Here is an 11,839-nt window from a genome sequence, read left to right as displayed (position 1 = left end):
CCTCTGATTAACAGTCAGATGCTCTAACCAACTGAGCTAAGGAGGAAGGTGTGTTACCTTTATTGCGGTGCAAATATAAGTCGAAATTTTAATCTCGCAAATAAAATGCTTAAAAAAATTAGAAAAATTTGTCGGCAATCAGCTGGTAGATGTCCTTCCCGAAGGTTAAGGCCATTAGTGTCAGTAAGATAATCATTCCGAAAGTCTGTACATGACCCATTGCTTTTTCACTCAATTTTCTTCCGGTTATCATTTCAGCGATCGTAAATAACGCGTGACCACCGTCCAATCCCGGGATTGGCAGTAAATTCATAAACGCCAAACCGATCGAAAATAAAGCCGTAAAGTTCCAGATAAACTCCCAGTTCCACTGATTCGGTAAAGCACGTGCAATTCCAACCGGGCTTTTTACATGCTTATAGGCTTCCGTTTTTGGACGTAAAATCAATTTGAATTGTTTTACGTTATAAACCAATAAAGCATAGGATTCTTTAACCGCTTCCGGGACTGCCTGGAAGAGCGATAATTTGTTTACTACCTCGAAGTCCATTTTGTCTTTAAACGTTGGTAAAAAGCCAATTTTTCCGTCTTTGTCTACTAAAGTTTTTAAGTTGACTCTTTCGTTGTTACGGATTACGGTAATGTTTACCGAATCGTTTTTATGGGCGTTAAGGTTATCGCGCAATTCGTCAAAGAATTTAAACTCTTTGTTGTCGATTGCTACCAAATGATCTCCTTTTTTAAATCCGGCTTTAAAAGCTTCCGATTTCGGCGTAACCGAATCAACTACCACGCTCGAAAGACGTGGCTGAATAAAATCACGACCTTCTTTTCCGATGATTTCCGCTTTTTGTGGATCGGTTAGGATAATCGTTTTCTTTTCGCCGTTACGCTCGATGTCTATTTTATCTCCTAAAAGGATGTCTAACGTCATACGGTTAAAACGATCCTGATATTTACCGTCTACCGCTAAAATCTTATCGCCGTTTTTAAAACCTACATTTAAACCGGTTTCACCAAAAGCCAGTCCGTTTTTCTGAATGGCTTCCGTGGCAATATATTTCTGACCGTAGGTTACATATACCATCGTATAAATAAACCAGGCCAAAAGAATGTTTACAATAATACCACCCAACATAATGATAAGACGTTGCCATGCCGGTTTTGAACGGAATTCCCACGGTTGTGGTTCCTGTTTCATCTGTTCCATGTCCATGCTTTCGTCAACCATCCCGGCTAGTTTTACATAACCGCCAATTGGCAACCATCCGATTCCCCATTCTGTTTCCCCGATCTTCTTTTTTAATAATGAGAATCCCGCATCCATAAAGAGGTAGAATTTTTCTACGCGGACTTTAAACATTCTGGCCGTGATATAATGCCCGAATTCGTGGAGGATAACTAATACAGAAAGTATGAAAAGGATTTGCCCTAATTGTATCATTTTTAAAACACTTTTTTTATTGTAAACGACAAAAGTAAGGTTTTCACCTTACTTTTTATCATGGAATTACAGATTGCCTATTTTTTTATAAAATTTTTATGAAAGACGCCTTCGGAAGTGTTGATTTTTATGAAATGGATTCCGTTGGATAAAGCACTTACCGAAAATTCTGACTTGGTTTGTGTACTGACTAACTGTCCCAAAGCATTGTAAATTTCGATATTTTCCAATTCGATATGGGTCGGTAACTGGATGGTAACACGGTCGCTGGACGGGTTTGGATACAATAGAATGGTGTCGGAAATATCAAACGAACGGGAGTCTAAAGATGTAGTATTGTTTTTGGAAATAATATCTTTTTCCGGATCAAACTCGAAACTGGTAACGGTAAAAGGAACCGAAACAATAAATTCCTGTCCGTTTACGGTGTTGTCTACAACAACATCCTGGGTTTGGGTACCGTTTTTCAAACGAATCGGAAGAGGCATTTCAAAATAACTTACCGATGCATGCGATTGGGTCTGAGTTACTTTTATTTTGGCTTGTCCGGCACCAAGATTCTGAACCGTGATGTTGTAGGATGGGTAGCCCTGATTGTAGATCCAGTCATTAAAAAACTCGGTAAGATTCATTCCGGATACGGTTTCAAGATGCGCTTGTAGTTGTGGCGTAATGGCATAACCGTAGGCCAGTGCCGGGTCGTTCAGGTAATTGCGAAGCGCCTGAAAAAAGTTGGTGTCGCCCATTTTAAACCGTAGCATATTGGTTACCATAGAGCCTTTATCATAGGTGATACGACTACTGAAAATTCGGCCAACATTGGATAGTTGTGCATCGGTTAAATACAAATTGCCATCCGGTTGGGAGGTAATGTTGTTTATTTTTGAGTCTTTCCAGCTGATAAAAGAGGCATTGCTGGTTAGGTTTTTAACAACCATTCCCGACATAAATTCGGTGATACCTTCGTTAAGCCAGATGTCTTTCCAACTACCACAGGTTACTTTGTCGCCAAACCATTGATGTGCCATTTCGTGGGCAATAAGACTTCTGCTAAAACCACCCATAAAGGAAACAGTTGTGTGCTCCATTCCGCCACCGAATCCGCATTGTGCATGACCGTATTTTTCATTGCGGAACGGATACGGGCCAATGAGTGTTTCGTATAGGTTGATGATAGATGGTGTAGGCGCTAAACTGGTTTGACTTGTAAAAGCGCTTTCCGGATACAAATAATTAACTATCGGAAAAGTGTTGGGAGCCACGCCGCCAACCTGATTGTAAATCTGGTAATTGGTTACAGCTATAGCGATTAGATAGGCTGGGATTGGGTAGCTGTGGTGAAAATGTGTCGTTTTCGTTCCGTTGCTATTGGTAGTACTGCTAACTTGTAGCCCGTTGGCAACACTCACATATTGTGACGGTGCCGTAATGTAAACGTCAATACTGTTGACTTTGTCATTAAGGTCTTGTTTACACGGCCACCAGTCTTTGGCGCCATAAGGCTCGGAAAGCGTCCAGATAATCGGATTCCCGGAATGATAGCTTGCTGTAAAAGCGTTATTCGCGGTAGCAGGTGCGCCCGAATAGGTTATAACAACCGAACTCGAAGCACCGGATGTTAGGGTTGTGGGAAGGGTAATCACCAATTCGTCGTTTGCATTTTGAGTAAACATAAGACTAGTGGTTCCCTGTTTAACACTGCTCACCGTTAGCGCATTTGTTAGATCAAAGGTGATAGTGTTCGTGTTTTGTTTGGCCGTAAAATTGGTTGTTACGACACCTGAAATAAAATAACTGGCCGGATCTACCGTGAATTCGAGTTTGTGGTAGGTGATGTCGTAATTCTGGGTATTGGCATTGGCAGTAAATTGCATCATGCCGGAAGCGGCCTTCATTTCGGCCTCGACCATTCTGGAAAAATCAGCTTCTTCGGTTTGGGCGAACGAAAAAGCGGTTGCCAGTAATGCAAAAATTAAGAAATAGTTTTTCATAAATTTTAGTAAAGTTTGCCAAATTTAGGGAATAATACAAAATATGGGCTTAAAATATTGGAATAATATGGTTTTGATCCTAAGTGACCAGATTCTGTCCTAGCTTTGTAAAATTGCCCGTCCTATTATATAAAACAATTCCTTAAATTTGCTGACCATAAAATCATTATACTATGTTACAGATAGCATTTATTAGAGAAAACCAGGAAAAAGTAATCCAGGCTTTGGCAAAACGAAATTTTGACGCTAAAGCAATGGTTGAAGAAGTGGTGGCTTTAGATGAAAAGCGCCGCGCAACGCAAGTGGAATTGGACAATATTTTGGCGGAATCGAACAAGCTATCGAAAGACATCGGTGAGTTGATGAAAAGTGGTGAAAAAGCCAAAGCAGAAATCCTAAAGGAAAAAACAACTTCTTTAAAAGAGAAAAGTAAAGAACTGACGGAAGTTTTAAATACCGTTTCGGATCAGATGATTCACGAGTTGTATAAATTACCGAACATGCCGGCCGATGTGGTTCCGGAAGGTAAATCAGCCGATGATAACGAAACCGTTTTTGAAGAAGGGACTATTCCGGTATTACACGAAGGTGCGATACCACATTGGGAACTGGCTAAAAAATACGACATTATCGATTTCGAACTGGGAACCAAAATTTCCGGTGCCGGTTTTCCGGTTTATAAAGGAAAAGGAGCGCGTTTGCAACGAGCGTTGATCTCGTATTTCCTGGATAAAAATACCGATGCCGGTTATAAAGAATTTCAGGTGCCACACTTAATCAACGAAGCGTCTGGTTACGGAACCGGACAGTTGCCGGATAAAGAAGGACAAATGTACCATGTGGGTATCGACGATTTGTACTTGATCCCAACTGCCGAAGTGCCGGTAACGAATATGTACCGCGATGTTATTTTACAGGAAAGTGAATTGCCGGTAATGTGTACCGGATATACGCCGTGTTTCCGTCGTGAAGCGGGTTCTTACGGAGCACACGTTCGCGGATTAAACCGTTTGCACCAGTTTGATAAAGTGGAAATCGTACGAATTGAACATCCGGAAAAATCATACGAAGCTTTGGAAGGAATGGTCGAGCATGTAAAAACCTTATTGCAAGAGTTGAAATTGCCTTACCGTATCCTGCGTTTATGCGGTGGCGATATGGGATTCACATCGGCGTTAACCTACGATTTTGAAGTGTTTTCAACGGCACAGGATCGTTGGTTGGAAATCAGTTCTGTGTCGAATTTTGAAACCTATCAGGCCAACCGTCTGAAGTTGCGTTTTAGAGATAAAGACGGGAAAAACCATTTGGCACACACGCTTAACGGAAGCTCATTGGCATTGCCAAGAGTTTTGGCCGGAATTCTGGAAAACTATCAGACTCCGGAAGGAATCGTGATTCCGGAAGTGTTGCGTCCATATACCGGATTTGATATCATTAATTAATAAAATCTTATACTACAACAATGTACTAATTAGCTGAAAAATGGCTACATTAGTACATTGTTTTTTTAGGATAACCATATCATGAAAAACTTTTTTTCCTATATCGCTTTGTTATGCTCGGTGTTTGTTTTTGCACAAAACGAACAGCTGGCGCAAAACTATTTCGATAGGGGAGAGTTTGAAAAAGCGATGGTGATCTACGAAGATTTGCTGAAATCGCAACCGAATAATTACCAGTATTTTCAAAAACAGGTTGCCTGCTACCAACAGCTAAAGCAATATGCCAAAGCGGAAGAAATGATCCGAATCCGGATCGACCGTTTTAAACAAAATAACCTTTATGTGGAACTGGGCTACAATTACCAGCTGCAAAAGGATATGGATAAAGCCAATAAAGCCTATCAGAAAGCATTGGATGTTATCAAAGAAAATCCGAATAATGTCTACGGTGTCGCAAGCCTTTTCGAACAGAAAGTATTACTGGAACAAGCCTTAAAAGCCTACGATCTGGGCGTTGCCGGAAATCCAAGTTTTAATTTCGATTATCAGATTGCCTTGTTACAGGGACAATTGGGAAATCTGGAATTGATGGTGGATAAACTGCTCGATTATGCCTATCGCAATCCGCAAAACGCTCCGTTGGTACAAAGTCAGTTGGCGCGTTTTATGATGGAAGATACACAGGAATCGTTCAATACCAATCTTCGAAAAGCATTATTGATTCGTACCCAAAAAACACAGGATATTTTCTGGAACCAGTTTCTAAGCTGGTTTTTTGTACAACAAAAAGAATACGGAAAAGCCTTTGTTCAGGAAAAAGCCATTTTTAAACGAAATCCGGATAATTTTTTTACGATTATTAACCTGGCAAAGCTAGCCGTTCAGAAACAGGAAAACGATACGGCAAAAGAAATTCTGGATTTTATACTGCTCAATACACAGGATCTGGATTTGCAAATGGAAGCGCATTATCAGTTGTTGACGATGGATATCGAAAAAGCAACGCCAAAAGAATATCCTTTAATCCGGGAAAAAGTAAACCTGTTGCTAAAACAATACGGTATTTCGCCCTACTCACTGCGACTTCAGGTTTTAAAAGCGCATTTTGAAGCCTTCTATTTAAAACAGTTTGAAACGGCGCGCCAGATACTTACGAATGCATTGGAATTGCCGCTCAATAATTATCAGAAAGCAGAAGTAAAAATGGAACTTGCCGATGTGTTGTTGCTGGATGAAAAATTCAATCAGGCGATTATCTATTATGCGCAGATTGAAGACGATTTAAAAAATGATGAAGTCGGACACGAAGCCAGTCTGAAAATGGCAAAAGCCAGCTATTTTAAAGGCGATTTCGATTGGGCACAACAACAATTCAAAGTGTTAAAAGCCTCTTCGTCTCAGTTGATTGCCAACGACGCCTTGGAATTATTTCTTTTGATCAATGATCATACAACACAGGACAGTACGCGGGTGGCGTTAAAGAAATTTGCCAAAGCCGATTTCCTGTTGTATCAAAATAAAACAGACGAAGCCTTAAATGGATTTCGTACGCTTTTAAAAGAACACAAAGGACAAAGTGTAGAAGACGAAACGCTATTGAAAATCGGACGTATTCTGGAAGAGAAAAAAGAATATGCCGAAGCGTTAAAAGTCTATCAGGAGATTATCGAGAAACATGCCGAAGGGATTTATGTAGACGAAGCCCTGTTTTTTTCGGCTGAAATTTATCGAAAGGATTTACCTGATATCGAAAAAGCCAAAGCCCTTTATGAAAAGGTTATTTTTAACCATCAGGATAGTATTTACTACGTAGACGCCCGGAATAATTACAGAAAATTACGAGGGGATAACAATTTATAAAACCCAGGTCGACAGTTGTTCGGAGGGTAATAACTTAAGTTTTAAAAGATGATTATTTACAATGTGACGATCAATATACACGAGAGTGTACATGACCAGTGGATGAAATGGATGCAGGAGAAGCATATAGCAGATGTAATGGCTACCGGAAAGTTTACAACTGCGCGAATGGTAAAAGTGTTGGTGGAGGAAGAAATGGGCGGTGTAACCTATTCCATTCAGTATACAACCGATAGTAAGGAAACGTTGCAACGGTATTACGACGAAGATGCGCCACGCCTGAGAGCAGAAGGGTTTGCGCTTTTCGGAGATAAAATGTTGGCGTTCCGTACGGAATTAGAATTGATCAGCGATCATTAATAGCTTTAAAAACGAAGTATGGATAAGGTAAGAGCTAAAAAACATTTGGGACAACACTTCTTGAATGATGAAAATATTGCCCAAAAAATTGCCGATACACTAACCTTAAGCGGGTATCAAAAAGTGTTGGAAATCGGTCCGGGTATGGGAGTGCTAACCAAGTATCTTCTGGAAAAACCAATCGAAACCTATGTGATTGAAATCGATACCGAATCGGTGGAATATCTGCAGACGCATTATCTGAAACTGTCCAATCGTATCATCTCGAAAGATTTTTTACGCTACAACCTTTCGGAAACGTTTGGTGACGATCCGTTGGCGATTATCGGGAATTTTCCGTATAATATTTCGACGCAAATCGTTTTCCGCGTACTGGAAATGCGGGATCGTATTCCGGAGTTTTCGGGAATGTTCCAAAAAGAAGTAGCCGAACGGATTTGTGAGAAAAAAGGAAGTAAAGCCTATGGTATATTATCGGTTCTGGCACAGGCTTTTTACGATACGGAATACCTGTTTACCGTGTCGGAACATGTATTTACACCACCGCCAAAAGTGAAGTCGGGCGTGATGCGGATGCGTCGAAAAGAAAACTACAAATTGCCATGCGAAGAAAAAATGTTTTTCAATGTGGTAAAAACGGCGTTTAACCAACGTAGAAAAACATTAAGAAATAGTTTAAAAACATTCCAGTTGTCGGATAATTTAAGAGAAGATAGTATCTTTGACCTCCGTCCGGAACAATTATCCGTAGAACAATTTATCGAACTCACTCAAAAAATAGCCGCCGATGGAGTTTAAAATCAGCAGAGACTTTATTGCTCAGATTGAGCAACTAATCAGTGAAAACAAAGGGAACGAACTTGAAAATTTGCTCCAGGAGATTCACTATGCTGATATTGCCGAAATCATGGAAGAACTCGATGATTATGAGGCAAGCTATCTTTTTAAAATACTCGACAGTGAAAAAACAGCGGAAATCCTTCTCGAATTGGATGAGGAAGTCCGTGAAAAAATCTTAAGAAACCTTTCGGCAAAAGAGATCGCCGAAGAGCTGGATGAGTTGAATACGGACGACGCGGCCGATATTATCGCGGAATTACCACAATCGAAAAAAGAAGAAGTTATTTCCGAGCTGGAAGACGTCGAACACGCCAAGGATATTGTTGACTTGTTGCGTTATGACGAAGATACGGCCGGAGGTTTAATGGCGAAAGAGCTGGTGAAAGTTAACGAAAACTGGAACGTGCTCACTTGCGTAAAGGAAATGCGTTTGCAGGCTGAAAATGTTTCCCGAGTGCATTCGATTTATGTGGTGGATGATGAAGAAAGACTAAAAGGACGGTTGTCGTTAAAAGACTTGTTGACGACATCAACCAAAACGCCGATTAGCGAAGTATATATTAAAAAAGTCGACTATGTAAAAGTCGATACCAAAGACGTGGAAGTTGCCCGGATCATGCAAAAGTATGACCTTGAGGCGATTCCGGTGATCGACGAATTGGGACGACTGGTAGGACGCATTACGATCGATGATATCGTAGACGTAATCAAAGAAGAAGCCGACAAGGATTACCAGTTGGCGGCCGGTATCTCACAAGACGTTGAGGCGGATGACAGTATTCTGGAACTTACCCGTGCGCGTTTACCGTGGTTGGTATTGGCGTTGTTGGGTGGTTTTATCAGTGTACGCGTATTAGGTCTTTTCGACGGCGCGATGGATAAACATCCGGAGTTGTTCTTTTTTACACCGCTAATCGCCGCAATGGCCGGAAATGTCGGTGTACAATCATCGGCAATTATTGTTCAGGGTCTTGCGAATAATACATTAAGCGGTTCGTTATGGAACCGATTGCTAAAAGAGATTTCGCTAAGTTTGTTAAACGGATTAATCTTAGGTGTTATCCTCTTAATTGGCAGCCATTTTCTTTTAAATGTGAACTTTATGTTGGGAATTACCGTTACGGTAGCCCTGCTTTCCGTGATTGTCACGGCGTCTGTACTGGGAACCTTTATCCCCATGACGTTAAACCGGTATGGTATTGACCCCGCATTGGCCACCGGGCCTTTTATTACAACCAGTAATGATATCTGCGGAATTCTGATTTACTTTTCCATAGCCAAAATGATCTTAGGCTTCTAATCATATAAAACGGTTCTTATGAAAATTGTAGTTATAGGTGGTGGTAATTTAGGTACCGCCATCGCTTTGGGTATTGTCCGTTTTACAACGGGGAATCAGGTGATCGTGACCAGAAGAAATCCGGAAGCGATCCGTTTTTTGGAATCGGATGGGATTTTACTTTCTTCCGATAATAAAAATGCCGTTCAAATGGCTGATGTGGTAGTGTTGACGGTTAAACCCTATCAGGTCGCTGCAATTATTTCCGAATTAAAACCGTTTTTAAAAGGAAAAATAGTCGCCTCGGCAGTGAGCGGTCTTTCTATGGAAATGCTACAGGAACAGTTGGGAGAAACCGCACTGGCCATCCGGATTATGCCTAATATCGCCATTCAGTTCGGATCGTCTGCAACCTGTGTAACGGTTCGGGAGGAAGATCAGACTACGGTGAAGCCTTTTTTAAATGTGTTGGAACAATTGGGATCGGTAGTAGTTATCGACGAAAAAATGATGGATGCGGCTACGGTTCTTGGCGCTTGCGGAACAGCCTATGCTTTGCGCTATATCCGAGCGGCGATGCAGGCAGGTATCGAAATTGGTTTCGATGCACAAACCGCACTGGCCATTGCATCACAAACGGTTAAAGGCGCGGCCGAAATGGCTTTGCAGGAAAAAGTACACCCGGAACAGTTAATCGATCGTGTAACGACGCCTAAAGGCTGTACTATCGCAGGATTGAATGAAATGGAGCATCAGGGATTCAGCTCGTCGCTGATCAAAGGAATTAAAACATCGTTAAACAATATTAAGGGGATATGAAACAGCCTGTAAAAATTCTGCATATCGACAGTAATCACCCGGTTTTATGGGACAGATTGGTGGCGGCCGGTTTCGAAAATCATGAGGATTTTAAATCGTCTAAAGAAGCCGTCGAAGCCAAAATCCACGAATACCACGGAATTGTGATTAGAAGTCGGTTTAAAATCGATAAAACCTTTCTGGATAAAGCAATAAACTTAAAGTTTATCGCCAGAGTGGGCGCAGGTCTGGAAAGTATCGACTGTGATTATGCCATTGAAAAAGGAGTGCATTTGATTGCCGCTCCGGAAGGAAATCGAAACGCCGTTGGAGAACATGCCTTGGGAATGCTTTTGTCACTATTGAATAAATTGAATAAAGCTGATCGTGAAGTGCGTAGCGGTCATTGGAACCGTGAAGCCAATCGCGGATATGAACTCGATGGAAAGACCGTTGGTATTATTGGTTATGGAAATATGGGAAAATCGTTTGCAAAAAAATTGAGAGGGTTTGAGGTAGAGGTGCTTTGTTATGATATTTTGGATCATGTGGGCGATGCCAATGCCCGACAGGTATCGTTGCTGGAATTGCAGAAAAAAGCCGATGTACTAAGTTTGCATACGCCCTGGACACCGGAAACTGATAAAATGATCAATACTTCTTTTATCGAAGCGTTTTCGAAACCGTTTTGGTTTATCAATACGGCGCGGGGAAATAGTGTGGTTACGGCCGATCTGGTTACCGCACTGATTCAGGGGAAAGTATTGGGTGCCGGATTGGATGTGCTGGAGTATGAAAAGCTTTCTTTTGAAAATTTATTTACAGACGATAAAACGCCGGAAGCATTACAATATTTATTGCAGGCCGAGAATGTACTATTAACACCGCACATCGCCGGGTGGACTATTGAAAGTAAGGAAAAATTGGCGCAGGTAATCGTAGATAAAATTATTGCGTGCTGTAATAACTAACCAAAAACAAACTTAATTATGGACAAAAAAGAAAGTAAAAGAGTAACCGGAATTGGCGGTTTTTTCTTTAAATGTGACGACCCGAATACGGTAAAACAATGGTATCGAGAACGCCTTGGAATTCCGGTTGGCGATTATGGATGGTCGTTTACCTGGAAAGATGAAGAAGGAAACGACGGACTGACACAATGGTCGCCATTTGCGGCAAATACCCGTTATTTTGAGCCGAGTGAAAAGCAGTTTATGATGAATTTCAGAGTGGAAAATCTGGTGGAATTGCTTGAGACGCTTAAAGCAGAAGGCGTTACGGTTGTGGGTGAGATGGAAGAGTATGATTATGGTAAGTTTGGCTGGGTTTTGGATCCTGAGGGAAATAAAATTGAACTTTGGGAGCCAAAATAATATTGCTTTAATATAAAAAGTACTATATTCGCTACATAATCAATCTAATCAAAAACAAAAAATGGAAGTAAAAAGCACAAATTCAGAGGATTGGAATAGTCCTCAGATCCCGGTATTTAAAGTGGATCCGATCATGGTTTTGGTGTTCGGAATTATTACCTGTGGATTGTACCTTATTTATTGGAATATTAAAGTAGCAGATGTTTTAAACGCTGTTGCCGAAAGACAAATTATTTCACAACCGGTAGCCATCTTTTCGGGATGTTGTTTACCTGTTAATTTGTATTTCTACTATATTGCAGGTAAAGATGGTTTACCTAAAGTATATCAAAAAATTGGAGAGCCGAACAAAGATCAGTCGGTTTTATTATTAGTTTTAGGGTTTTTCTTCCCTATGGTAGCTGCAATGATTGTTCAGAGTGATATCAACAAGCTTTACAAATAAAAAT

The 11,839-nt window shown here is 40.9% G+C and carries 11 protein-coding genes; 9 read left to right on the top strand and 2 right to left on the bottom strand.

All coding sequences use genetic code 11. From position 1 onward, the window contains the following. Positions 1-118: 118 nt before the first annotated feature. Positions 119-1,444, bottom strand: coding sequence for an RIP metalloprotease RseP (gene rseP / locus Q1R07_RS08645; RefSeq protein WP_300488660.1), 1,326 nt, complete (start codon positions 1,442-1,444; stop codon positions 119-121). Positions 1,445-1,521: 77 nt separating this feature from the next. Continuing rightward, entirely contained in the window at positions 1,522-3,435 is a 1,914-nt protein-coding gene (locus Q1R07_RS08640) for a M1 family aminopeptidase (RefSeq protein ID WP_300488657.1), read from the bottom strand. A gap of 173 nt (positions 3,436-3,608) precedes the next feature. On the opposite strand from Q1R07_RS08640, the gene serS reads away from it, so the two are divergent. The 9 genes from serS to Q1R07_RS08595 all read left to right on the top strand — a co-directional run bounded on the left by serS (position 3,609) and on the right by Q1R07_RS08595 (position 11,835). Then, complete coding sequence (gene serS / locus Q1R07_RS08635; RefSeq protein ID WP_300488654.1) at positions 3,609-4,880, top strand: serine--tRNA ligase; 1,272 nt, start codon at positions 3,609-3,611, stop codon at positions 4,878-4,880. An 81-nt stretch (positions 4,881-4,961) separates the two neighbouring features. Continuing rightward, positions 4,962-6,740: a tetratricopeptide repeat protein gene (locus Q1R07_RS08630; protein ID WP_300488652.1), complete on the top strand. Its 1,779-nt coding sequence runs from the start codon at positions 4,962-4,964 to the stop codon at positions 6,738-6,740. Between the two features lie 48 nt (positions 6,741-6,788). Next, a complete protein-coding gene (locus Q1R07_RS08625; RefSeq protein ID WP_300488649.1) occupies positions 6,789-7,100 on the top strand; it encodes a DUF4286 family protein in 312 nt (103 codons plus the stop codon). An 18-nt stretch (positions 7,101-7,118) separates the two neighbouring features. After that, complete coding sequence (gene rsmA, locus Q1R07_RS08620; protein ID WP_300488647.1) at positions 7,119-7,898, top strand: 16S rRNA (adenine(1518)-N(6)/adenine(1519)-N(6))-dimethyltransferase RsmA; 780 nt, start codon at positions 7,119-7,121, stop codon at positions 7,896-7,898. Then, the gene (gene mgtE, locus Q1R07_RS08615; protein ID WP_300488644.1) at positions 7,888-9,240 is read left to right on the top strand and encodes a magnesium transporter; all 1,353 of its coding nucleotides are present in this window, start codon (positions 7,888-7,890) and stop codon (positions 9,238-9,240) included. Before rsmA ends, mgtE begins: the two co-directional genes overlap by 11 nt. Before the next feature lie 18 nt (positions 9,241-9,258). Beyond that, positions 9,259-10,038, top strand: coding sequence for a pyrroline-5-carboxylate reductase (proC, locus tag Q1R07_RS08610; protein WP_300488641.1), 780 nt, complete (start codon positions 9,259-9,261; stop codon positions 10,036-10,038). Further along, a complete protein-coding gene (locus Q1R07_RS08605) occupies positions 10,035-10,988 on the top strand; it encodes a 2-hydroxyacid dehydrogenase (RefSeq protein ID WP_300488638.1) in 954 nt (317 codons plus the stop codon). Before proC ends, Q1R07_RS08605 begins: the two co-directional genes overlap by 4 nt. 18 nt (positions 10,989-11,006) lie before the next feature. After that, positions 11,007-11,390 (top strand): VOC family protein, encoded by a 384-nt coding sequence (locus Q1R07_RS08600; RefSeq protein WP_300488635.1) that lies wholly within the window; start codon positions 11,007-11,009, stop codon positions 11,388-11,390. A gap of 61 nt (positions 11,391-11,451) precedes the next feature. Continuing rightward, positions 11,452-11,835: a DUF4234 domain-containing protein gene (locus tag Q1R07_RS08595; protein WP_300488632.1), complete on the top strand. Its 384-nt coding sequence runs from the start codon at positions 11,452-11,454 to the stop codon at positions 11,833-11,835. Positions 11,836-11,839: the final 4 nt, after the last annotated feature.

Source organism: Flavobacterium sp. (genome assembly GCF_030146175.1).
In the GTDB taxonomy this organism is placed as follows: domain Bacteria; phylum Bacteroidota; class Bacteroidia; order Flavobacteriales; family Flavobacteriaceae; genus Flavobacterium.
The sequence above is the reverse complement of the archived record's forward strand: the minus strand, read 5'-3'. Positions and strand labels throughout refer to the sequence as shown.

Coding starts and splice junctions, on each gene's coding strand:
- Q1R07_RS08605 (WP_300488638.1), top strand. CDS start 10,035: ATGAAACAGCCTGTAAAAATTCTGCATATCGACAGTAATCACCCGGTT.
- Q1R07_RS08600 (WP_300488635.1), top strand. CDS start 11,007: ATGGACAAAAAAGAAAGTAAAAGAGTAACCGGAATTGGCGGTTTTTTC.
- rseP (WP_300488660.1), bottom strand. CDS start 1,444: ATGATACAATTAGGGCAAATCCTTTTCATACTTTCTGTATTAGTTATC.
- Q1R07_RS08625 (WP_300488649.1), top strand. CDS start 6,789: ATGATTATTTACAATGTGACGATCAATATACACGAGAGTGTACATGAC.
- Q1R07_RS08630 (WP_300488652.1), top strand. CDS start 4,962: ATGAAAAACTTTTTTTCCTATATCGCTTTGTTATGCTCGGTGTTTGTT.
- mgtE (WP_300488644.1), top strand. CDS start 7,888: ATGGAGTTTAAAATCAGCAGAGACTTTATTGCTCAGATTGAGCAACTA.
- Q1R07_RS08595 (WP_300488632.1), top strand. CDS start 11,452: ATGGAAGTAAAAAGCACAAATTCAGAGGATTGGAATAGTCCTCAGATC.
- Q1R07_RS08640 (WP_300488657.1), bottom strand. CDS start 3,435: ATGAAAAACTATTTCTTAATTTTTGCATTACTGGCAACCGCTTTTTCG.
- serS (WP_300488654.1), top strand. CDS start 3,609: ATGTTACAGATAGCATTTATTAGAGAAAACCAGGAAAAAGTAATCCAG.
- proC (WP_300488641.1), top strand. CDS start 9,259: ATGAAAATTGTAGTTATAGGTGGTGGTAATTTAGGTACCGCCATCGCT.
- rsmA (WP_300488647.1), top strand. CDS start 7,119: ATGGATAAGGTAAGAGCTAAAAAACATTTGGGACAACACTTCTTGAAT.